At 70.1% G+C, this 20,860-nt stretch carries 26 protein-coding genes, 1 tRNA gene and 1 pseudogene; 13 read left to right on the top strand and 15 right to left on the bottom strand.

Translation table 11 applies throughout. From position 1 onward, the window contains the following. Positions 1-59 precede the first annotated feature (59 nt). On the top strand, positions 60-1,376 hold the full coding sequence (locus ACQE3C_RS08670) for a molybdopterin molybdotransferase MoeA (RefSeq protein ID WP_434538784.1): 1,317 nt from the start codon (positions 60-62) through the stop codon (positions 1,374-1,376). A 30-nt stretch (positions 1,377-1,406) separates the two neighbouring features. Here ACQE3C_RS08670 and ACQE3C_RS08665 read toward each other — a convergent pair whose 3' ends face one another. Both ACQE3C_RS08665 and ACQE3C_RS08660 read right to left on the bottom strand, forming a co-directional pair. Further along, positions 1,407-1,655 (bottom strand): hypothetical protein, encoded by a 249-nt coding sequence (locus tag ACQE3C_RS08665; protein WP_434538783.1) that lies wholly within the window; start codon positions 1,653-1,655, stop codon positions 1,407-1,409. Positions 1,656-1,673: 18 nt separating this feature from the next. Continuing rightward, the gene (locus ACQE3C_RS08660; RefSeq protein ID WP_434538782.1) at positions 1,674-2,300 is read right to left on the bottom strand and encodes a hypothetical protein; all 627 of its coding nucleotides are present in this window, start codon (positions 2,298-2,300) and stop codon (positions 1,674-1,676) included. A 178-nt stretch (positions 2,301-2,478) separates the two neighbouring features. Here ACQE3C_RS08660 and ACQE3C_RS08655 point away from each other — a divergent pair, with 178 nt between their 5' ends. Further along, positions 2,479-3,261 (top strand): hypothetical protein, encoded by a 783-nt coding sequence (locus ACQE3C_RS08655; protein ID WP_434538781.1) that lies wholly within the window; start codon positions 2,479-2,481, stop codon positions 3,259-3,261. 12 nt (positions 3,262-3,273) lie between these two features. Here ACQE3C_RS08655 and ACQE3C_RS08650 read toward each other — a convergent pair whose 3' ends face one another. Continuing rightward, a complete protein-coding gene (locus ACQE3C_RS08650; protein WP_434538780.1) occupies positions 3,274-4,782 on the bottom strand; it encodes an Hsp70 family protein in 1,509 nt (502 codons plus the stop codon). Between the two features lie 187 nt (positions 4,783-4,969). Between ACQE3C_RS08650 and ACQE3C_RS08645 the strand changes: the two genes are divergently transcribed. From ACQE3C_RS08645 to ACQE3C_RS08615, 7 genes are all read left to right on the top strand, one after another. Continuing rightward, positions 4,970-5,446 carry a cupin domain-containing protein gene (locus tag ACQE3C_RS08645; protein ID WP_434538779.1) on the top strand — a complete coding sequence of 159 codons (477 nt, stop codon included), beginning with the start codon at positions 4,970-4,972 and terminating at the stop codon, positions 5,444-5,446. Then, positions 5,401-5,817 carry a thiol-disulfide oxidoreductase DCC family protein gene (locus ACQE3C_RS08640; RefSeq protein ID WP_434538906.1) on the top strand — a complete coding sequence of 139 codons (417 nt, stop codon included), beginning with the start codon at positions 5,401-5,403 and terminating at the stop codon, positions 5,815-5,817. The genes ACQE3C_RS08645 and ACQE3C_RS08640 overlap by 46 nt, the downstream gene beginning before the upstream one ends. Positions 5,818-5,906: 89 nt before the next feature. Beyond that, positions 5,907-6,356 carry an SAM-dependent methyltransferase gene (locus tag ACQE3C_RS08635; RefSeq protein WP_434538778.1) on the top strand — a complete coding sequence of 150 codons (450 nt, stop codon included), beginning with the start codon at positions 5,907-5,909 and terminating at the stop codon, positions 6,354-6,356. Positions 6,357-6,528: 172 nt separating this feature from the next. Then, on the top strand, positions 6,529-7,800 hold the full coding sequence (locus ACQE3C_RS08630; RefSeq protein WP_434538777.1) for a hypothetical protein: 1,272 nt from the start codon (positions 6,529-6,531) through the stop codon (positions 7,798-7,800). 142 nt (positions 7,801-7,942) lie between these two features. After that, positions 7,943-9,061 (top strand): HBL/NHE enterotoxin family protein, encoded by a 1,119-nt coding sequence (locus tag ACQE3C_RS08625; RefSeq protein WP_434538776.1) that lies wholly within the window; start codon positions 7,943-7,945, stop codon positions 9,059-9,061. Then, positions 9,058-9,858: a hypothetical protein gene (locus ACQE3C_RS08620; RefSeq protein WP_434538775.1), complete on the top strand. Its 801-nt coding sequence runs from the start codon at positions 9,058-9,060 to the stop codon at positions 9,856-9,858. The genes ACQE3C_RS08625 and ACQE3C_RS08620 overlap by 4 nt, the downstream gene beginning before the upstream one ends. A 96-nt stretch (positions 9,859-9,954) precedes the next feature. Further along, positions 9,955-10,030, top strand: a tRNA-Ala gene (locus tag ACQE3C_RS08615). Between the two features lie 72 nt (positions 10,031-10,102). On the opposite strand, the gene ACQE3C_RS08610 is transcribed toward ACQE3C_RS08615, so the two are convergent. The 5 genes and pseudogenes from ACQE3C_RS08610 to ACQE3C_RS08590 all read right to left on the bottom strand — a co-directional run bounded on the left by ACQE3C_RS08610 (position 10,103) and on the right by ACQE3C_RS08590 (position 12,122). After that, a complete protein-coding gene (locus tag ACQE3C_RS08610) occupies positions 10,103-10,759 on the bottom strand; it encodes a HEAT repeat domain-containing protein (protein ID WP_434538774.1) in 657 nt (218 codons plus the stop codon). Between the two features lie 46 nt (positions 10,760-10,805). Then, positions 10,806-11,009, bottom strand: coding sequence for a hypothetical protein (locus ACQE3C_RS08605; protein ID WP_434538914.1), 204 nt, complete (start codon positions 11,007-11,009; stop codon positions 10,806-10,808). Between the two features lie 124 nt (positions 11,010-11,133). Beyond that, positions 11,134-11,556: pseudogene (locus ACQE3C_RS08600) on the bottom strand (MFS transporter); the annotation flags it as partial. Positions 11,557-11,592: 36 nt separating this feature from the next. Beyond that, positions 11,593-11,742 carry a hypothetical protein gene (locus tag ACQE3C_RS08595; RefSeq protein ID WP_434538773.1) on the bottom strand — a complete coding sequence of 50 codons (150 nt, stop codon included), beginning with the start codon at positions 11,740-11,742 and terminating at the stop codon, positions 11,593-11,595. Positions 11,743-11,762: 20 nt separating this feature from the next. Further along, complete coding sequence (locus ACQE3C_RS08590; RefSeq protein ID WP_434538772.1) at positions 11,763-12,122, bottom strand: MFS transporter; 360 nt, start codon at positions 12,120-12,122, stop codon at positions 11,763-11,765. Between the two features lie 25 nt (positions 12,123-12,147). On the opposite strand from ACQE3C_RS08590, the gene ACQE3C_RS08585 reads away from it, so the two are divergent. Next, positions 12,148-12,453 carry a hypothetical protein gene (locus ACQE3C_RS08585; RefSeq protein ID WP_434538771.1) on the top strand — a complete coding sequence of 102 codons (306 nt, stop codon included), beginning with the start codon at positions 12,148-12,150 and terminating at the stop codon, positions 12,451-12,453. Here the strand turns inward: ACQE3C_RS08585 and ACQE3C_RS08580 are convergent. The 5 genes from ACQE3C_RS08580 to ACQE3C_RS08560 form a co-directional block, all read right to left on the bottom strand. Beyond that, on the bottom strand, positions 12,444-13,001 hold the full coding sequence (locus tag ACQE3C_RS08580) for an NYN domain-containing protein (RefSeq protein WP_434538770.1): 558 nt from the start codon (positions 12,999-13,001) through the stop codon (positions 12,444-12,446). The two genes, ACQE3C_RS08585 and ACQE3C_RS08580, sit on opposite strands and share 10 nt — an antisense overlap. A gap of 36 nt (positions 13,002-13,037) precedes the next feature. Beyond that, positions 13,038-13,268, bottom strand: a complete 231-nt coding sequence (locus tag ACQE3C_RS08575; protein WP_434538769.1) for an NIL domain-containing protein — start codon at positions 13,266-13,268, stop codon at positions 13,038-13,040. A gap of 220 nt (positions 13,269-13,488) precedes the next feature. Next, complete coding sequence (locus ACQE3C_RS08570) at positions 13,489-14,106, bottom strand: response regulator (RefSeq protein ID WP_434538768.1); 618 nt, start codon at positions 14,104-14,106, stop codon at positions 13,489-13,491. Beyond that, positions 14,103-15,401, bottom strand: coding sequence for a sensor histidine kinase (locus tag ACQE3C_RS08565; protein WP_434538767.1), 1,299 nt, complete (start codon positions 15,399-15,401; stop codon positions 14,103-14,105). The genes ACQE3C_RS08570 and ACQE3C_RS08565 overlap by 4 nt, the downstream gene beginning before the upstream one ends. Next, the gene (locus ACQE3C_RS08560; RefSeq protein ID WP_434538766.1) at positions 15,367-17,526 is read right to left on the bottom strand and encodes an MMPL family transporter; all 2,160 of its coding nucleotides are present in this window, start codon (positions 17,524-17,526) and stop codon (positions 15,367-15,369) included. Before ACQE3C_RS08560 ends, ACQE3C_RS08565 begins: the two co-directional genes overlap by 35 nt. A 172-nt stretch (positions 17,527-17,698) precedes the next feature. Here ACQE3C_RS08560 and ACQE3C_RS08555 point away from each other — a divergent pair, with 172 nt between their 5' ends. Then, positions 17,699-17,935 (top strand): hypothetical protein, encoded by a 237-nt coding sequence (locus ACQE3C_RS08555; RefSeq protein WP_434538765.1) that lies wholly within the window; start codon positions 17,699-17,701, stop codon positions 17,933-17,935. Positions 17,936-17,938: 3 nt separating this feature from the next. Here ACQE3C_RS08555 and ACQE3C_RS08550 read toward each other — a convergent pair whose 3' ends face one another. Continuing rightward, complete coding sequence (locus ACQE3C_RS08550; RefSeq protein ID WP_434538764.1) at positions 17,939-18,499, bottom strand: dihydrofolate reductase family protein; 561 nt, start codon at positions 18,497-18,499, stop codon at positions 17,939-17,941. A gap of 127 nt (positions 18,500-18,626) precedes the next feature. Here ACQE3C_RS08550 and ACQE3C_RS08545 point away from each other — a divergent pair, with 127 nt between their 5' ends. Next, entirely contained in the window at positions 18,627-18,809 is a 183-nt protein-coding gene (locus ACQE3C_RS08545; protein WP_434538763.1) for a DUF6767 domain-containing protein, read from the top strand. A 170-nt stretch (positions 18,810-18,979) separates the two neighbouring features. On the opposite strand, the gene ACQE3C_RS08540 is transcribed toward ACQE3C_RS08545, so the two are convergent. Further along, complete coding sequence (locus ACQE3C_RS08540) at positions 18,980-19,906, bottom strand: alpha/beta hydrolase (RefSeq protein WP_434538762.1); 927 nt, start codon at positions 19,904-19,906, stop codon at positions 18,980-18,982. 90 nt (positions 19,907-19,996) lie between these two features. On the opposite strand from ACQE3C_RS08540, the gene ACQE3C_RS08535 reads away from it, so the two are divergent. Continuing rightward, positions 19,997-20,860: an HAD family hydrolase gene (locus ACQE3C_RS08535; protein ID WP_434538761.1), complete on the top strand. Its 864-nt coding sequence runs from the start codon at positions 19,997-19,999 to the stop codon at positions 20,858-20,860.

Here is a 20,860-nt window from a genome sequence, read left to right as displayed (position 1 = left end):
TGCGGGGGCTCCGAGTGTGCGTCGAGGGGAACGGAGGGCATTCACCTATCGTAGGTCGCATGCGACTGTTCGGCAGGAAGAAGCCAGTAGAAGAGCCCGTGGTCGAGGCGCCACGCCCGACGCTGCCCCCGGGCCCGGAGGTCGGCCCCGACGGGCTGCGCAGCCTGGCCGATCACCGCAACTACCTTCTGAGCCTGGTCGAACCACTCACCCCTTTCGGCATGCAGCTGCTCGACGCTGACGGCTTGGCCATCTGCGAAGAGATCATCGCCCCGGCCCCGCTGCCCCGGGCCAGCACGGCCGCCGCCGACGGTTACGCCGTGCGCGCCGCGGACTTCACCGATGACTTCGCCGACGGCGAGTGGCCGCTGCTGCAGGTCGTCGAGTCGGTCGAGGGCACTCTGCCCGAGAACGCCGGGCTGTGGGTCGAGGAGCACCAGGTGCTGCCGGACGGCGCAGACACCGTCATGGTCGAGTCGATGACCGAGGCCGTCGCCCCCGACCCCGAGGGCATCGGGGGCACCCAGCTCGAGGTCACCCGCCGTGTCCAGGTCGGCAGCCACGTGCGTGCGGCCGGCTCCGACGTGGCTGACGGCCAGGTGCTCGTGCCGCACGGCGTCTCGCTCGACCCCCGCCTGCTGGGCCTGCTCGCCGCCGCCGGCATCGACAAGGTGCTCGCCCGGCCGCGCCCCCGCATCGTGGTGATCTCCACCGGGCGCGGGCTGGTCGAACCCGGCCGACCGCTGCCCAGCCACCGCCACGTGCATGATGCCAACGGCTACATGCTCGCCGCCGCCGCCAAGGCCGAGGGCTGCCAGGTGTGGCGCATCGGGGTGGTCTCCGAAGACCTTGACGAGGTCCGCGAGACGATCTCCGACCAGCTGATCCGCGCCGACCTGGTGATCTCCACCGGTGGTTTCCGTGAAGAGGACGGGGACCTGCTCAGCGAGGTCGTCCCCTCGCTGGGGGCCGCCGATTTCGCCGAGGTCAACATCGTGCCGGGGCGCCAGCAGGGCTTCGCGCTGATCGGTGAGGACAAGGTGCCGATGGTGATGCTGCCGGGCGACCCGTTCGGCGCCTATGTGTCCTACCACGCCTTCGTCCAGCCCCTGATCCGCAAGCTGATGGGCACCGAGCCGGTCGTCCGCCCACCGGTGCGGGCCATCACCCGCAGCGTCATCCGGTCACTGCCCGGCGTGCACGAGTTCGCCCGCGCCACGCTCACCACCGACCGGGGCACCCGCTCGGTGGAGGTGAGCCCCCGCCGGGAACAGGCGAACCTGGCAGACCTCGCCAACATCAATGCCCTGGTGGTGCTCGACGAGTCCGTCGAGGCGGTGCAGGCAGGCCAGCAGGTGCAGGTGGTCGAATTCTGACCCAGCTCGGGCGCCAGCCCAGCCCGGGCGTCAGTCCAGCTCGTGCCAGCGCCCGAGCGGCGTCGTCCGGGCCTGCGCTACGAGCTGCGGCGACACCGCTCCCCGGTGCTCGAGGGCATCGAGCACTTCGGTGCAGGTGCTTTCGAGCGCTGTACGGTCGGCCTCGGGCATTCGCCTGAGCGTGCGGCGCAGTTCCCCGGCGGCGCCGCGCACCCCGTCCGCCGCAGGTTCGGCACCCGCGCCCACGACGGGCGAGTCCTCCCGCAGCAGGGAGGTCACCTCCTCGATCGCCGCACGCTACGCATGGGCCCTCGTCCGCTCGGAACCCACCGCCCAGAGGTTCGCGGCCGCCAGCACCATCGCGAGGGTGAACGGGACCACCCCCAGCACGGCCACCTTCCCGGGCACCATCGCGAGCGCCGGCACCACGAACCACGGCAGGACGACCAGCATGAGCAGCACCAGCAGCGACGCCACCAGGCGCGTCCCGGCCCAGCCCAGGGGATCACGCACCCAGCGCACCAGCAGTTCCAGCTGCAGCAAGCACACCACCGCGTAACTCGCACCGAGCAGGAGGAAGAACCGCCGCGCCGCCCCCGCATCCGCATACGGGAACCAGCGGCTGAACGGCGCGGACAGCAACGGGGCCAGGAGCACGACAAGCAGCCCGACGATCGCCGACCACCGGGGCGGGCGTCCGCGACGCCGCCACTGTTCCGGGTCCGGTGCCCGGCCCCCGCGCTCGGCCCGCAGCTTCTCACCGCCGAGGCGCACCACCCGCACCAGGGAGCGGTCCTGGAGCACGAGCCGCGCCTCGGCCTCCGCGAGCCGCAGCGGGCCCTCGGCCGCCAGCGCCCCCGCGACCGGGTCACGCCGCGAGGGCTGCCGGGCAGCAGCGTCCGCAGCGCGTTCGAGATCGGTCACCCCCCGAGCCTGGCAGAGCCGCGGTGCGGCCCCCATCGACCAGGCCGGCGCCCAGCCCCCCGATCATGGTGAACGGATCATGGTGGACGGTCGCCGATCATGGTCGTCGGCCACGTTTCGGCCAACACGCCGCCGCCGGTCGCCGGACCCCGGCGCCGGGGCCCCTACGGTTGTCGGCATGGGTTCAGGACTGATCTTCGCCATCCTCGTGGTGGGCTGGTTGGCCTACCTGATTCCGTGGCTGGCGTCGCGTCGCGAGACCGTCCCCGGCGAGACCACTGATCGTTTCGCCGAGTCGATGACCGTCCTGAAGCGTTCCAGCGACCCGCTGTCGACCGAGAGCCACGACCCGCTGCTGGAGGTCTCGACCCCGTTGACCCGCTCGGCCGGCGTCCACGAGATCCGTGAGTCGCACCGGCTGGCGGCCCGTCGCCGCCTCCGCGTCGTCCTCGTCCTGCTGGCCGCGCTGCTGGTCACGGTGGGACTGTTCGCGTTCCAGCCGATCCCCGCGGTGCGGGTGGCCTGGTGGGTGCCCGTCATCCCCGCCGGACTGCTGGCGGCGTTCCTGGTCGTGGCCCGCTTCAGTGTCATCTCGCTGAACAAGGTGCTCGACGCGCGCATGGAACAGCTCACCAGGGGCTGGCAGAACGAGACCATCGCCCTCGACGTGGCGCCGCTGCGCCAGGCCGCCCAACCCGAGGGGGTCGAGCACTCCATCGAACTCAGCGGGCCGATCGAACCCACCGGTTCACTGTGGGACCCGATCCCGGTGACCGCCCCCACCTACGTCTCGAGGCCGATGGTGCCGCGCACCGTGCGCACCATCGACCTGGCCATGCCGGCTCTGCAGGCGCCCGACACCACCCCGGTCACCGCCGAGCCCATCGACTCCGACGTGCCGGTGACCGAAGAGACCCTCTCGGTCGACTCGGACGACTACCGTCGCGCCGTCGGCGAGTGAGCCGGACGAACCTCAGTTCTCGCCCAGGACGCGGCTGATCTGGTACCCCCTGGACAGGTCGGTGACATGCACCTCGACGATGCCGTGCGGGTCGATCAGGTAGCGCTCCTCGATGATGCCGCCCTCGCCGATGCGGGTGATCGGCAGGCCCTCGAGGTCCTGCCCGCGCAGGGCGGGATCGTAGGGGAACAGCATCTCGGCGAAGGGGACGATGTCGCCGGTGGGCAGGCCCTGCTCGTCCACCGAGGCGTACTCGACGAACCGGAACCAGCCGATGTTGTGCTGGGGCTGGTAGCGCCGGATCACCTCGAAGGTGTCGGTGCCGGTGACCGTGGTGCGGTCGAAGATCTGGTCGAAGCTGATGCCCTGGCCGTCGTCGGCCTCCCGGAAGACCCCGAAGCCGCGCGAGAGCCGGTCCTGCAGGCTGAACCCGGCCGACTCGTCCGCCGCGATCGCCAGCCCGATCGCCGTCGAGGCAGCGGGGTAGGGGGAGCGGTGCACGCGTCGTCCGAACTGCTCACGCAGGCGGCGGGCCACCAGCGGCAGGCCGGAGGCGCCGCCGACCAGGTAGATGCCGGCGACCTCGGTGTCGTTGAGGCTGGGGTTGCCCTGCGCGTCGAGCCCGATCAGCGGTGACATGGTCGCCACGGTCCGGTCGACCAGCTCACCGGCGACCTCGTAGAAGTCGGGGATGCGGACCGTCACGGGGGCGTCGTTGACGTCGACGGTGACCCGCCGGGTCTGCGCGTTGATCGACTCCTTGGCGGTGCGGCACTCGTCGACCAGGTCTTCGTAGGGGCGCCGACCCAGCTCACCCCAGGGCAGCCCGGCCTGCGCGACGGCCACCTGCGCCAGCGCCGCGTCGAAGTCGTCACCGCCGAGCCGGTTGTGGCCGGCGGTGTCGAGCACCTCGTGGGCGGTGCCGTCGACCTTGATCAGCGACGAGTCGAAGGTGCCACCGCCCAGGTCGTAGATGATCACCCTGGTGCGCCGCGAATTCAGCGTGCGCCCCTGCCGGTGGGTGTATTCGAAGCCGGCCGCGGACGGCTCGTTGACCACGCCGAGCACGGTGAACCCGGCGCGGCGGAACGCCTCCAGGGTGAGGAAGCGCTGGATGCCGGGCGCGTGGGCGGGCACCGCGACCATCGTCTCGTCGCCGTCGAACTCGTCACTGATCGAGGAGCGCTCGGCCAGCGCGGTGCGCAGCGCGCCGAGGAAGCCGGTGATGACATCGACCACTGGCACCAACTTGCCGCCGACGCTCATGGTGGTCTCGGCATTCACATCGGGGTAGGCCAACCGCCGCTTGAACGAGCGGATCAGGCGCAGGTCCTCGTCGCGGGCGGCGGCGATGGCCTCGAAACCAAACAGCAGGCCCCGCTCGGGGTGAGCCACTGCCACGCTCGGGAAGTGGTCGTGGGCGTCGCCGTCGGTGTCGAAGAAGCTCACCACCGGGTAGTTACCCCGATCAACGCGGGCCACGAGGGTGCGGGTGGTGCCGAGGTCAATTCCGAGTCGCATGACTTCGAGGGTATGTCGTCGGCGGGTGTCGGCGCCGGGCGGGTCCGGGGATCGGCGGGTGCCCGGCGATGGTCGCGGAGTGTGCCTGCCGGGCGTTGCGTGGCCCCCGTTCGCCGGTCCCGAGGGCATCCGGCGGTGCGGCACGGCTAGAGTCGGAACCAGACCGGCGACCGGAAGGACATGACCCATGACGATCAGCGACAACGGCCCCCACCCCACCTCTTTCAACCTGGAGGAGGCGACCGTCCACAACGCCACCTACCGCACCGTGGTCTGGAGCGGGCGCTACCTGCAGGTGACCCTGATGTCCATCCCGGTCGGTGAGGACATCGGCCTCGAGGAACACCCCGAGACCGACCAGTTCATCCGCGTCGACGCCGGCCGGGGGCGCGCCGAGATCGGCCCGTCGCAGGACAACCTGGACTTCACCGCCGAGCTCGGTGACGGTGACTGCGTGATCATCCCGGCCGGGTCGTGGCACAACGTCACCAACATCGGGGACGAACCGCTGCAGCTGTATACGATCTACGCGCCGGTGCACCACGCCGCCGGCAAGGTGCATGCCACCAAGGAGATTGCCGAGTCCGACGAGGAGGCCGGCAACGACGAACCCCCGGCCTGGTCGGTGCAGCCGCCGCACCTGGCCGAGGACCAGCACGCCTGAACACCACGACCAGTGGCGTCGCGGTCCTGCTGTACGACCCCGACTGCGGCTTCTGCACCCGCACCGCGACCTGGCTGAAACGCCGCTCGCGGTGCGCGGTGCGCCCGCTGTCGCCTTCCGCTGTCACTGCCTATGGGTTGGACGCCGAGCGCTGCCGTCGTGAGGTGCCCTTCGTTGGTGCCGATGGACGAACCAGCTGGGGGGCGGCGGCGATCACGGCCGCCCTGCGGACCTGCTCGGTGCCCTGGTGCTGGGTCGGATGGGCGCTGGCCGGCCGGGTGGGGCAGGGGCTGGCTCGTCCGGTCTACCGCTGGGTCGCGGCCCACCGCCACGAGCTGCCCGGTGGGACGGCTGCCTGTGAATTACGCTGAAAGCCGGCCATCGCGACTGTGGCTTGACTAGCATCTGCGTACCGGCGACGGGCCGCGTCTCCGGGACCATCAGTGCCGATGGGGGAGCCATGACCGGATTGTCCGCCCGCCTCAGCGAGATCGTCGAGGCGCTGCCACTGGAGCCGGGCATGCGGGTGCTCGAGATCGGGGGAGCGCCGGGATCAGCAGCCCGCGCGGTCGCCGGGAAGGTCGGCCCCGAGGGGCATGTGATGGTGATCGACCGCTCCGACAAGGGTGTGCTGCAGATCTATCACCTGGCCACCGACGAGATCGATGCCGGCCGGATGAGCGTGCGCAGCGTCGCCGCCGAGGACTTCGACATCCTCGACCTGGAGCCGTTCGACCTGGCGTTCGCGATTCGGGTGGGGTCCTTCGACGGGCGCCACCCCCGCAACCGGGCCCAGGCCCTGCGGCGAATCGCCGCGGCGCTGACCCCCGAGGGACGGCTGTTCATCGACGGCGGTGACCCGCTGATCGAGGTCGACCTGAGCGAGTACCGCCCCGCCGCCCGGCACTGACCGCCCGGGCGTTCACCGCGGTTGTCGAGCCTGACAACGCTGAATGCGGAGTCGGGCTTCATTACGTGATTCTCATGATCAAAGGGGTGGCGGGTCGCCGATCACTGGGTAACGATGTTACTCAACATCGTGGCAGTCGCCACCACATCCCCTCACAGTTGGGTAGACCCTCATGCCTACAGACCCCTATGGCCGCGACAACCCCCTGGGCCCGCGCGGGATCCTCACTTCGTACTCCTCGACCCTGACCGCGATCGAAACCGGGCGCGCCGATTCGCTGCTCGTCGCCACCCAGCAGAGCCTCGACCTCACCGGCATTGACGCCGGCCTGGCGGTCACCGTCGCGGCCCACCAGCGAGACCTCAAGCAGCTGTCCTACCAGTTCGGCGAACTGGTGGAACCCGACTTCGTTCACCTCACGGTCGAACTGAGCAACCTGGTGGAACTGCTGAAGGCCGCTGACCAGTCCCACCGGGCCCCCGCCGACGCCGAACTGTGCTGGCAGGGCGTCACCGAGACGCTCAAGGCCGTCGCCGACAGCACCGGCGAAACGCTGGTCAGTGCCGATGCCGCCGTCGACCGCCTGACCAGCGTGAACGCCGAGATCGACCGGGTCAGCAAGAGGCTTGACGTTGCCCTGAAGCTGGCCCAGGACTCCCTGGCCGCGGAGGCCAAGCAGACCCTGGCCCGGGTGGAAGAGCTGACCAGGAAGATCTCCGAGAACATCCAGGCAATCGTCGACGGAGCCCTGGCCACCGGTGATGCCTTCACCGACTTCGGTATCGGCCTGCTGACCACCATCACCAAGGGCCTGCCCGATGACGACAAGAAGCCGGACGACAAGAAGGACGACGGCGACAAGAAGGACGACGACGGGGACTCGGGTGACGGGGAGTCGGACGACGACGCCGATGCGGCCGATGCCGGCGGCGCGGACTCCGACGACGGCGTGCTCGAGTCCGAGGCGCTGCTGGGCTCGCTCAGTGCCGCCGAGAAGTCCGAGGCCACCAAGGACGCCGGCACGAAGAACTCCGACGGCAAGGTGCCCGACGTGAGCTTCGTGGTCAGCGCCATCAAGGCCGGGTTCAAGGGCACGGAGAAGTACGCCTCGGCCCTGAAAGACCTGCAGGCCAACAACGACGAACTCGCCATCGCCTACCAGGCCATCGCCGCAGTCGACCTGCTCATTGCTGTGGCCAGCGCCACCCAGGCCCAGAAGAACCTCTTCGCCACCTCGATGCAGGAGGCCCTCACCGCCGTCACCGGCATTCGTGACGGCTGGGCGGCTGTCCATGCCGGCTACGAGGAGTGGAGCCACACCGACGACCGCACCGAGTTCGCCCGACTCCAACCGGGGGCGATGGCCCAGTGGAACAAGCTCACCGCCGAGGCCGAGCGCATCAAGCGCCACCTCACCCATGTCCGTGGGGCGCGCCTCGTGTAGCTGGTGCCCCCGCGCGCCAAGCCCATCGTCCGCCGACCTCTCGTCCGACCAACCCCTCGTCCGACCAACCCCTCGTCCGCCGACCCCCCTCGTCCGACCAACCCCTCACCTCCGTTACCCCTCACCCCCAAGGAGTCCCGCCATGTCCCTGCTACTCGCCCCCACCAAGCCGCCGGTCATCGAAGACCTGATGACTGCCAACAACACCCAGCTCAGCGTGGGCATGCAGATGCAGAGCTACTGCAACACCGTCCTGAGCCAGCCGAATGTCAGCTTCAAGGGCTTCGACACCCTGGCCAAGTTCGAGACTGAGGTCAACGCCGGCATCGCCACCGCAAAGGCCCATGCCAACCACTACCTCAATGACATCCAGCCCCAGATCATCAGCAACATCACCAACATGTCGAACTACTTCGACGTGCACCAGGCGGTGGCCACCAGCCTGCCGCCCGGTGCCACGAAGCAGGAGTGGCTGAACGCGCTGGCCGCGGTCAAGGAGACCGCCGACGGCTATCAGGACGACGCGAAGGCAGTGGTGGTGCTGCTGCAGGGCCTGAACACGGATCTCACCGGCGACGTCGCATCGTTCAGCTCCACCGTCACCAACCTGAATGCTGCCGTGGACGGTGACAACGGTGTGCTGGCCGGTATCGACAAGCAGGTCAGCGACATCGACGGCAAGGTGGCAGGCGCCATCACCGGCATCGTCCTCAGCGGCCTCGCCGTGGTCGGTGGCAGCATCATGATTCTCGTGGGGGCGCTGGCCGAGATCGCCACCGCCGGCCTGTCCACGGCCCTGATGATCGGGGGCGCCGCGGTGATCGTGGCAGGCGTCGGCGGCGCGGTCGGGTCGGGCCTGGCGCTGGCCGGCCTGCTGGATGCGAAGGCCGACCTGATTTCCAAGAAGGCGCACCTCCAGGCCGAGGTGAAGCTCGCGCAGGGCATGAGGTCAGGATTCAAGGCGCTGGGCAACCAGGCCCTTACGGCCGTCGACGCCGCCTCAGACATGCGCAACGCCTGGAGCTTCCTCAGTGAAGACCTCGGGACGCTGTCGAGCAACCTCAACAAGGGCATCATCAGCACCGACATCATGCGCCAGATCTGGTTGACCACTGCCAACAGCGCCATTGTCCGGGTGCAGGGCGACATCGGCATCATCAAGCAGCAGATGACCGGCGTGACCAAGGAGCAGGCGCCGCAGGGCGTGATCATCAGCGAGTTCGTCAAGGACACGGCCCAGAAGCTGGATGCAGCAGCATGACCGGGTTGATGTCGGCGGCCATCGCCAACGTGCGCTCGGCCCAGGCGGCGGCGTCGGCGGTGACCGGTCTGCCGGGGAATGCGGCGGCGATCCAGTCGGCCATGGCGACCACCATGGACGCCATGGTCGGCCACGTCGAGGGGGCGTGCACGGCAATCGTCTCGGCAGCCAACGCCTCCACGGCCCCGTTGGATGCCGCCGATGCGGCGGTGGAGGCGGGCAATGCGGACAACCTGGCCACCGCGCTCGGCCAGATCCAGGCCAACATGGCGCAGGTCAGCCAACAGGTCACCGCCGCCAACGACCAGGTCAAGGCATCGTTGAACTCGATCATCGACGACTGCCACACCCTGGCGGGGATCGGCAACGACCTGGCGGCCGACATCACCCGAGCCCAGGCCAAGGCCGACGAGGCCGCCCGGGCGGCTGATGCCCTGGACAAGAAGAAGTGGTATTACCTCATCCTCGGCCCGTTCGGGGCGGTCGGCCTGGCCGCCTGCATCGCGTTGATCGTGGAGGCCCAGAAGAAGGTCGACAGCCTGCGCAGCCAGGTGAGCAACCTGCGCGGCCAGGCCACCAAACAGCAGAAGGTTCAGGCTGACCTGGACCTGCTGCGCGACGAGGTGCCGACCGTCTCGAATGCTCTGATGTCGCTGCAGAACGGGCTGAGCTTCCTGCAGGGCGACACCTCAGCCGTGGTTGAAGATGTTCGCCGGACCCCGGGGTCCTCGATCGCCAAGGCGTTTCTCCTGGCGGCGCGTCACGAGGTCCAAACCCTCGCCAGTGACGCGTCGTGACATCCCCTCAGGCCGCGCCCATGCCGTCATTGGCATGGGCGCGGTTGGCGGTGGTAATGTGGACGACGCTGTCCGGGCGTCGTCCCGTGGCATCCAGGGGCTATGGCGCAGTTGGTAGCGCGTCTCGTTCGCAATGAGAAGGTCAGGGGTTCGAATCCCCTTAGCTCCACCACAAGAAGAGCCCCCGACAGGTGTTGTGCCGAGTCGGGGGCTTCGTCGTGCTTGGGCGGGGTTTCGTCGTTCCTCAGGTCGGGCCTCGTCGTCCCCGGCTGAACGGCCCAGGCTGCGATCGTTGCACCAGTGCAAGGAATGCAGCCCGATCAGCGCCGGCGGCGTGTATTCGTTGCACGTGCGCAAGGAGTGCAGGTTTACCCCCCGAGGTCGTCATCACGCAGCGTTCGTGGAGTCTCTCGGTGGCGTTCCAGGCGATGTTGGGGTGCTCATGCGTGGTGAGTTCGCGCAGGGCATCGATCGCGTCCGGGGACGGGTTGTGGCGCAGCGCCCAGACTGCCTTGACTGCCAGCGCTCGAACCTCGTCCTCCTGGAGCATGTAGTCCGGCAGCCAGCGGGCGGCCTGCAGCAGCGCAGGGACAGTGGTCGGGTCTCGGAGGTCATCCAGGAGGTCGACGACCCATTCGTTGGACTGGTGCCAGTCCTCGTAGGTCAATTCGGCGAGGGTGGGGGCCAAGGAGGCGTCGATGGCCCCGAAGCTGTCCCCCAGCGTCATGGCAAGGACGAATCGGGTCGGGTCGCGGTCTGCGATGGCCTCGCGCAGCAGGTCTCGACCCAGTTGCGCCCCGTCCGTGGCGGGGTAGCGGTTCAGGAACTCATCACGAGAGATCGGGATGTGCCCCTGGTAGCGCGCGAGTTGCTTGACCAGCTCGCGTTGCTCGGGTGTCACCGTGCCTACATGCGCTGATCCTAGTGGGACGACACCTGCTGCGACCTCACGAGCGTGGTGCTGGCATCGGGGCGCGTGGCGCCACCTCAACCGGACGCGGCTCCCGGGTGACGATCGAGAGCACCGCGGCGATGACACAGGTCGCCGCACCCGCCCACCAGGCGTAGGTGTACTCGCCGAAGGCATCCCGGACGACCCCCGCGCCGAACGCGGCGACTGCCGCGCCGACCTGGTGGGAGGCGAAGACCATCCGAAGATGATCGTGCCGCGCTCCCGGAAGATGGTCCGGCACAGCGCCGCGGTGGGGGGAACGGTGGCGACCCAGTCAAGGCCGTAGAACAGATGAACGCGATCATGCTCACGTGCAGGGCGTCCGACAACAGCCAGGGCAACAGCAACAGGCTCACCCCGCGGAAGGTGTAGTAGACCGCCAGCAGGACCCTCGGGTCGAACCGATCGGTCAACCACCCCGAGAAGACCGTGCCCACGATGTCGAAGACCCCGACGGCGGCAAGCAACCCGGCAGCCGTGGCCGCAGGCATGCCATGGTCATGCGCCGACGGAATGAAATGCACCCCGACAAGCCCGTTCGTGGTCGCCCCGCACACCGCGAAGGCGATGGCCAGCGCCCAGAAGGACCGGTGCCCGGCCGCGAACCGCAGGCTGTCGAGTGCCCGCGCCATCGCCCCACCGGACGCCCGGGGCGGCGCCACCCAGGTCTCGGGCTCGGCGCCGTAGGGCAGCACCCCGACGTCGGAGGGGTGGTCGCGCAGGACCCAGGCCGCCAGCGGGATCACCGCCAGCGCCACGGCACCGATGATCAGAGTGGCGGGTCACCAGCCGATGTTCTCGGCGATCATGGTGACCGGGGGCAACACCAGCAGCTGACCGGTCGCCTGGCCCGCCGTCAGTACGCCCATCACCAACCCGCGGCGGGTGACGAACCAGCGGTCGGTGATCGTGGCCGCGAGCACCAGCACCATCGAGCCGGTGCCGCCGCCGATCAGGACCCCCCCCAGAACGCCAGCAGGTGCCAGGAGGCGGTCATGAACACGCTGCCCATCGCGCCGAGGGCGACCAGCGCCAATGCGGTCGAGACGACGCGGCGGATGCCGAATCGCTCCATGAGTGCGGCGGCGAACGGGGCGATCAGGCCGTAGAGGACCAGGTTGAGGCTGACCGCCACCGACATCTCGCTCATCGTCCAGCCGAACTCCTCGTTCAGCGGCACCATCAGTGCGCCGGGTGCCCCGCGGAACCCGGCGGCCCCGAACAGGGCCAGGAACGTGACGGCGGCGACCCACCAGGCGGGGTGGATGCGGCGACGGGCTCGGGTGCCCTCCGCTGGCGGGGTGGTTGTCACGGCACAGCTTTCTTCAAGCAAGATAATGGTGTGTCACCCTATGGTCCTCGGGGCGTTGCCCGACGTCAGGTTCTCGGTCGACACCGTCGACCACGCCATCGGCTACGGCGCCCACCAGTACGGCTACAACGGCTGGGGGATGGCGGCGCTCACCCCGTTCGGCAAGTGGGTCTCGCTCACCCTGCTGCAGGGCTCGCGTCTGGACGACCCCGCCGGGCTGCTGACTGGCAGCACCGCCATGCGCCACGTCAAGGTGTCCACCCCGGTCGAGGTCGCCGCTGCTCAGGCCGCGATCCTCGACCTCGTCCGCGACGCTGCAGGTCAGAGGTAGTCGTTCGGGTCGAACTCGTCGATCGGGACGATCCGCAGGCGGGGCAGCTTCTCGTTGAAGGCGCCGACGTGGGTTTCCAGGTCGAAGAGTTGGACGCCCTGCTGCTGGAGGTCGCGCAGGCCGGCGCTGAAGAGTTCTTCGAAGCCCACCAGGCCCACCCGTCGTCCGTCGATCAGGGCTTCGAGGTCGGTCTGGAAGTCGCGGTCGTGGGAGGCGAGCACGACGTCGGCGTCCCGGGAGAGCAGCGCCCCCAGGGTGCGTTGGATGGCGATGTCGACGACCTTCTGGTCGGGCGCCCCGGACAGGGGGACCGGCCGGTAGCCGATGGCGGTGAGCGCCTGCACGAAGGGCAGGGGGAGTTCGCCGCTGCTGGCGGCGAGGAAGAACAGCCCGGTGACGGGCTGGTCCCACGCGTCCCGCAGGTGGTTGAGCAGGCGCTCCCAGCGCGGGCGTTCGGCCGGCGTCGGCCGCCGCTGCAGGATGGACGCGCCCAGCGTGGCGTCGATGTTCTCGCCGTCAACCAGCAGGTACGTGGTGCGTTGCGTCATGGTCGAATCCTCGCAGATGACGCGGGTTCGGGTGGGTCAGGCCGCAGTTGCCAGCTGGTGGATGCCGCGGCGGGCGAACCAGGACGCAGCCTCGTCGCGTTGCGGGTCACTGGCGGCCAGCTCGATGGTGAGGATGTTGACCGGGAAGATCTCCATCACGGTCACGCGCTCGGCGAGGATGCGGACGGAGACACCCAGCTCGGCGGTCAACTGGGCGAGGGCGGTGCGGCCGGCGTTCGCGCCGACGAAAACGAGGTCGAGGGTCATGGCTGTGCTCCTGGTGCTGGCATGTTGTCGGGAGGGTTGCGGTGCGCGACTCCCGAGCCAACGGCGTCAGGGAGTCAGTCGCGACAACACGAACAACAGCCCGCGGGCATGACGAAGGACGGCATCGCGTGGGTGCGTGCGGTCGTGGCCATGCCGGAATAGTAACCCGTCGTCCACCGGCTGCGGAACCACCGGCAGGAATCTGGACCCCGGTGCAGGTTCACACCAGGCCCCGCTGGCGGGCCACGTGCACGGCCCGCGAACGGCTGTCGACGTCGAGCTTGGTGAAGATGTGCGCCAGGTGGCTCTTGACGGTGGCCTCGGTGACGAACAGTTGCCGGGCGATCTGCCGGTTGGTGGCCCCCTCGGCCAGCAGCTGCATGACGTCCACTTCCCGCTCGGTGAGCTTCGGCAGGGGACTGCGCATGGTCTTGAACACGCGGGTGGCCAGCTCCGGGGCGAGCACCATCTCACCGGCAGCCGCCCGCCGGATCGCGTCGATGATCGCCGACGGGTCGACGTCCTTGAGCAGGTAGCCGGTCGCCCCGGCCTCGATGGCACCGAGCAGTTCGGCATCACGGTCGAAGGTGGTCAGCACCAGAACCGCCGGGGCCGGGTCGAGGGCACGAAGCCGCGCGGTGGTCTGGATGCCGTCCAGCCCCTCACCCAGCCGCAGGTCGCACAACACCACGTCGGGGTGCAGTTCGGCGGCCAGCGTGATCGCCTCTTCACCGGTGGCCGCCTCGCCGACCACCCGCACGTCCCCACCGTCAACGACGGCACGCAACCCACTGCGGACGACGGGGTGGTCATCGACCAGCAGCACGGTGGTCGTCATGGCTTCTCCTGCGGTTCTGGGTTGATCGGCTCAGCGCGGACGCGCTGGACCGGCTCAGCGCGGAAGCGCTCGAACGGCACGTGCGCCGAGACCGAGGTGCCCGCACCGGGGCTGCTGTCGATGTCGAGCCCACCGCCCAGGTCACGCAGCCGGGCCCGCATGAACCGCAGGCCGTAGCTGCCCGAGGTCTCCCCGGCCCGCTCCCAGCCGGCGAGGTCGAAACCCACCCCGTCATCGGTGATGTCGAGGCGGACCGTGCCATCGTCGTCGACCAGGCTCACCACCACCCGCCGCGCCGCAGAATGCAGCCGGACGTTGGCCAGCGCCGACTGGGCCGTCCTCAACAGCGCCACCTCGACGGTCGTGGGCAACTGCGGCAGCGACTCGTCCACGTGCAGTTCGGTGGCCAGCCCCACCTCCGCCCGGGCCCGGTCGAGCATCCGTTGCAGGGCCGCAACCAGCGCCGCATCGTCCAGTTCGGCCGGCGCCAGGGCGGCGATGATGCGGCGCACCGCCGACAGGCTGTCGGCGGCCAACGACTCGACCAGCGCCAGCGTGCGGGTGGCGTCCGGGTCGTCGCTGCGCTGGCTGCCGGCATGCGACAGCAGCCTGATCGAGGACAGTTCCTGCGCGACGGTGTCGTGCAGGTCGCGGGAGATGCGGATGCGTTCGGCGATCGCGCCCGATTCGCGCTGGGCCAGGGCCAGCTCGTCCTGGAGGTCCGACATTTCCTGCTGGGCGCGGGTCAGCGAGGTCAACAGCCGCTCCCGTTCGGCGGCATCACGCAGCAGCTGCAGGTAGCCGCGCGAGATCGCGAACGCGAACACGCCACCGACCAGCGGGCCCAGCACGTCGGCGTAACTGGTGGTGCCGTGGTGCAGCAGCGGGGCGCCCACGGTGACCACCAGCACCCCCACCGACAGCAGCAACCCCCAGCGCAGCGGCAGCAGGTGACCGGCCAGCAGCCACAGCAGGAACGCCAACCAGACGAACTCCGACGACACCACCACCGCGCCGACCCAGACCACGACCAGGCCGACCAGCCAGCCGACCACCACCCGCGGTGGGGCCGAGCGGCGGGCCAGCGCGGCCCCGGCGGTGTGCCAGGCCACCACCGCCACCGCGGCGGCCACCGCGACCGGCCAGCCGACGCCCGCGGCGACCGCCCGCACCGCACCGATCACGCTCAGCAGCACCGCCATCACGTGCTGCCCGATCGTCATCGTGCGCACGGTGCCGCCCGCGCGGGGCAGGGCACCCTCAGCGCTGGACAGCGGCAGGTGCACCAGGCTCATGGACCCATTCTGTCTGCTCGGCGTGGCCGTGTTCGACCGGACGACCGGCCGACCGCGACGGCGCCCCGGCCCCGGGCCGGGCGGGCCACCAGCTGCGCTCGCCGACCAGGCTGAAGATCGCCGGGACGATCACAGTGCGCACCACCAGGGTGTCGACCAGCACCCCGACACCCACGACGAGGCCGAGCTGGCCCAGGGTGACCAGGGGCAGCACGCCGAGGGCGGCGAAGACCCCGGCCAGCACGATTCCGGCGCTGGTGATCACACTGCCGGTGTGGGCGATCGCCTCGACCATCGCCGCACGGGTGCCGAGCCGGTCCACCTCGGAGCGGGCGCGGTGCACCAGGAAGATGGTGTAGTCGATGCCCAACGCCACCAGGAACAGGAACGCCAGGATCGGCACCTGCAAGTCGAGTGCCGGCTGGTCGAACAGCACCCGGCTCAACCAGGCCCCGGCGCCGATGGCCGCGACCGCGCTGGCGGCGTTGACGAGCAACAGCAGCACCGGCGCGACCAGTGAGCGCAGCAGCCCGACCAGCACCAGGAAGCAGACCACCAGCACCAGCGGTGCCACCAGCCACAGGTCGTGCTGGTTGCCGGCCCGCGCGTCCAGTTCGGTGGCCACCGCGCCGCCCACCAGCGCATTCGCACCCGGCACGGCGTGGACCGCGGCACGCAGGGCGTTGACCTGCTCGAGGCTTTCGGGGGTGCTGGGGGAGTACTGGCTGGTCACCATGATCCGGGTCAGGGTGCCGTCGGCAGTGGTGGCCACCGGGTGGGCCCGCACCACCCCCTCGACCTGGCCGGCGGCGGCCACGACCGCGGCCGCCGCGTCGCTGTCGGCCACGACCTGGATCGGCTGGGCCTCACCGGCCGGGAAGTGGGCCGACAGGGTCTGCAGGCCGCTGGCAGATTCCGACTGCACCCGGAACTTCTGCAACTGGTCGAGCCCGACCGAGGTGCCCAGCAGCCCCAGCGCCATCACCCCCAGCAGCACCAGCCCGGCGACCAGCGCCACCACCGGACGATGCACCACCCGCTCGGCGACGGCCCGCCACGGGCCCGGCCCGGCAGCCTCGTCCCCGGGGCGGGGGATGAACGGCCAGAACACCCGGCGCCCGCACACCGCCAGCAGCGGCGGCAGCACCAGCAACACCGCGGCGAGCGCGACCAGCAGCCCCGCGGCGGCCGGGATGCTCAGCCCGCGGGTCATCGGGATGCCGGCCAGCAGCAGCACCAGCAGGGCCAGCACCACGGTCACGTTCGAGGCCAGGATCGCCGGCACCGTGTGGCGCCATGCGGTGGCCAGGGCAGCGCGGTGGTCGCTGGTGTGCCCCAGTTCCTCGCGGTAGCGCGAGATGAGCAGCAGGGCATAGTTCGTGCCCGCGCCGAACACGAGCACGCTGATGATCCCGGCGTCGAACTCGAGGTGCCAGAACGAGCCCACCGCGGCAGCCACTCGTCCGGCCAGGCCGTCGGCGAGCGCGACCACGACCAGCGGCACCAGCCACAGCACCGGGGAACGGTAGGTGACCACCAGCAGCACCGCGACGATGGCGATGGTCACCAGCAGCAGGGTGAGGTCGGCGCCGTCAAACGCGGCGGCGACGTCAGCCCCGAAGGCGGGCCCACCGGTGACCTGCAACACCAGCCCGTCGGGGGTGTGCTCGCCGACCGTGGCGCGCAGCCCGGCGATGACCTCGGCGGTCTCGGTGTTGTCGGCCCCGACCGTGATCGGGGTGACCAGCAGCGCGGCCTGCTGGTCGTCGCTGACCATCGGCCCGGTCGCCCCACCAGTGGCCCCACCGGCGGACGAGGGGGCGAGCCGGGGCAGCAGTTCTGTCAGCGCGCTGAGGTCTGCGCTGGTCAGGGGGCCGCCGTCCTCGCGGACGGCCACCACGAGCACCGACTGCCGGTCGGCGTCGGGGAAGGTATTCAGCAGTGCGGCGACCCGTGACGACTCGGCGGTCGCGGGGGCCTGACCCGACCGCGCGGGCGCCTCGGCGCCGGCGAAGAGGCCGAACAGCGCCACGAACGCGACCGCCGCGAGGACGAGCGCGACCCGGGCACCGCGACGTGAGGTCAACAGGTCAGGGAAACGGGACAGGAAGCCAGGTTGTGCCATGACATCGAGTCCACCTCGCCGGGTGGGGTCCGGACATCGGGCACTGGGCGGGCTGACAGGTCAGCCAAAAGGATGATGCGTCGGGCGTCGGGCGTCGGGCGTGGCCGGCGCCGGGGCGGCGATCGCCTGCTCGCTAGGATCGGGCCGAACCGACCCGCCCCAGGAGTGACCCGTGAACCGCACCCTTGCCGTCCTGGTGAGCCTGCTGGTGGCGTTCATGGTCACCACCGTGGTCATCGCGATCTGGCAGGACTCGCTGGGCTGGGGCTGGTGGTGGGTGGTGCCGCTGGGTGGCGGGTTCGTGCTGCTGGTGCTGGCCTTCCGGGTGGTGCTGCAGCGTGCCCAGGACCGGGCGCACCTGCTGGACGCCGAACTCGACCGACTCGAGGAGCAGTCCCGCGCCGAGTGAGGGTCAGTGCAGTACGCGGTAGCCGAGGTAGACCACACCCGAGTCGAACGACCGTGACTCGACCAGTTCCAGCCTGCTGAGGTGGCCGTGGTGGGCGAAGAAGGGGGTGCCACCGCCCAGTAGCACCGGGCAGACCCTGACGTGGTACTCATCGATCAGGTCCAGGTCGGCGGCCTGGGCGGCCAGGTTGGCCCCGCCGATGCCGATGGACCCCTCGCCCGGCTGGGCGCGGAGTGCGGCGATCTCCTGCTGCAGGGTGCCGGTGGCGAGCCGGGCGCTGGCGTCGACCTCGGTGATGGAGGCCGAGAACACGACCTTCGGCAGCGGGTTCCACAGGTCGGCGAAGGTGCGTTCGTCCGGGGTGAACCCGGCAGGGTCCTGCTCGTCCCAGTAGCGCATGGTCTCGTAGAGCCGCCGCCCCAGCAGGTGCACGCCGACCCGGCGCACCTCCTCGGTCGCGAACCGGAACAGTTCCTCGTCGGGGGCGCTCCAGTCGAGGGACCCGTCGGTGTCGGTGACGTAGCCGTCCAGGGACATGGCGAGGGAATAGGTGACGTTGCGCATTGCTGCCTCTCGTCGCGGACGCCGTCGTCCGACTCTGTTGAGGATACGCTCCCGGCCGTGGGGCCGACAGGGCCTTTGCCGGGGGCGGTGCTCGGAGGATCAGGGCGGGTTCGTAGAATTTTGAACCATGGCAAGCAAGTTGGCGACCCCCAAGTGTCCGCTGCGACCCGGGGACCCCTGCTCGCTGTGTGTGCCGGGAGCCACGGGCCCGCAGGACTGCCAGACCGTCCGGCTGGTGATGGAGGACCCCGACCTGCGCGAGCTGTGGAAGCAGAAGCAGGCCGAATGGCGGGCCAAGTCGGTCGCCTGACCCCTCGCGGCTGGGCTCCTCATCGCGCGGACCCGGTCGTCCGACCCCAGCCTCGCCGCCCCCAGATTCGCGGATGCGCAGGTTCCATCACGGAATCACTGCCACCAGAGATGGGACCGTGTCGAAACCTGCGCAAACTCGGACGAGGGTGCCCGGCCGTGGGCCAGACGTCACACCTGGCTGAGCCCGGCGATGATCTCGTCAATGGCGCTGACCAGGTCGTCCAAACCCGGTTCCTCGATGGGGAAGTGGCCGCATTCACGCAGCAGCACCATCCGGCTGGGGCCGGCGACCCGGGCCAGGTAACGGGTGCTCAGCGCCACCGGCGTCCAGGCGTCACGACTCGGGTGCAGCAGGCTCACCGGTGTGGTCACCTGCCCCGGCGGGGTGTGGCCGAACCCGATGTAGCTGGTCAGGAACCCGACCGGCACCCGCACGCCGCCGCCCAGCGGGTCGGTGGCGCACATCCGGGACAGCTCGGGGTTGCGGCTCATCCGGGCCAGGTTCGCCACCCAGCTGACCGGCAGCATCACCCGCGCCAGTCGCGAGTCGCCCAACCACCGTTCGACCAGCAACGACAGCGGACGACCCACCACGCCGAGCGGTCCGAAGCGAGTCATGGCGGCCATCGCCCGCCAGTCCGAGGGGTCGAGCAGGCACGTCGCGGCCACGTGGTCGACCCGGGGGTTGCGGGCAGCGACGTCGGCCGCGAGCAGCCCGCCGATGCTGGCACCGAGCAGCAGCAGCGGTCGTCCGTCGTCCTCGGCCGTGACGAAGTCGACCAACAGGTCCACCCAGTCGCCGTAGCGGACCCCTGCCGGGTCGGCCACCTCGGTGCGGCCGTACAGCGGCAGGTCGGGGGCGGCGACGTCGAGCCCGCGTGAGGCGACCAGCCCGGCCAACGGCCACAACGCCCCGCTGTGCCCACCGGCGCCGTGCACCACGATGACCCGCACCGGAGCCTCGGCGGGCCGGGCCCGGGCGACGTGCACCCGTTGGTCTCGCCAGTGCCACCAGTCGTGCTCGGGCTCGACCCAGTCCCGCTGCCGGGACGGTGCCAGAAAGGCGGCATACGGGTTCTGGGTGCTCGGGTTCACCCGGTCACGCTAACCCGCCGGGGGGCCGACGACGGTCCCGCCCACCGGGCTCGTCACCTGCCGTTCACGGGCAACAGCTAGCCTCGACGGGTGACCCAGACCAAGCAGACCCCCGTCCACAGCCCCCATGAGACCTGGCACCAGGTCGACCCACGCGACCACGAGGTGCGCCTGGTGGTCTGCGACATGGACGGCACCCTGCTCGACGAGTCCGGCCGCATCCCGCAGGGTTTCGCCGAGCTGATCGACGACCTGGACGAGGCCGGCATCAGCTTCGTCCCCGCCAGCGGACGTCCCTACCCGACCCTCAGCGGGATGTTCACCGACTTCCCCAAGATCAACACCCTCGTCTCCGAGAACGGCTGCATGGTGGTGCGTGAGGGCACGATCGTCTCGATGAGCACCGTGGCCCCCGTCGATGTCGAACGGATCATTGACATCGCCGAGCAGTCCGGGCGCGACCTGGGTGTCATCCTCTGCGGGCGCGGCGGGGCCTGGGTCGAGCGCACCGACGAGGCGTTCGTCGAGCACGTGGGGGAGTACTTCAGCCAGCTGACCGGCGTCGAGAGCCTGCGCGAGATCGGCGACGACATCCTCAAGGTGGCGATCTACGACTTCGGTGACCCCACCGAACTGATCAACGGGCAGCTGGCCCCGGTCGGCCGGACCCACCAGGTCGTGCACTCAGCCGAGCACTGGATCGACATCATGGCCGCCGGCTCGAACAAGGGCACTGCCGTGCAGTCGCTGCAGGATGCCCTCGGGGTGACCCGCGCCCAGACCGTGGCCTTCGGCGACTACTACAACGACGCCGAGATGCTCGATGCCGCCGACCTGTCCTTCGCGATCGGCAACGCCCACCCCGGCATCCAGGAACGGGCCCGCTACGTGGCCCCGACCAACGCCGAGCAGGGTGTGGTGACGGTACTGCGCCACCTGCTCGACCGCGACTGA

Origin of the sequence: Aestuariimicrobium sp. Y1814 (genome assembly GCF_050113895.1) — a bacterium.
In the GTDB taxonomy this organism is placed as follows: Bacteria; Actinomycetota; Actinomycetes; order Propionibacteriales; family Propionibacteriaceae; genus Aestuariimicrobium.
This window is presented reverse-complemented; position numbering and strand designations above follow the sequence as displayed.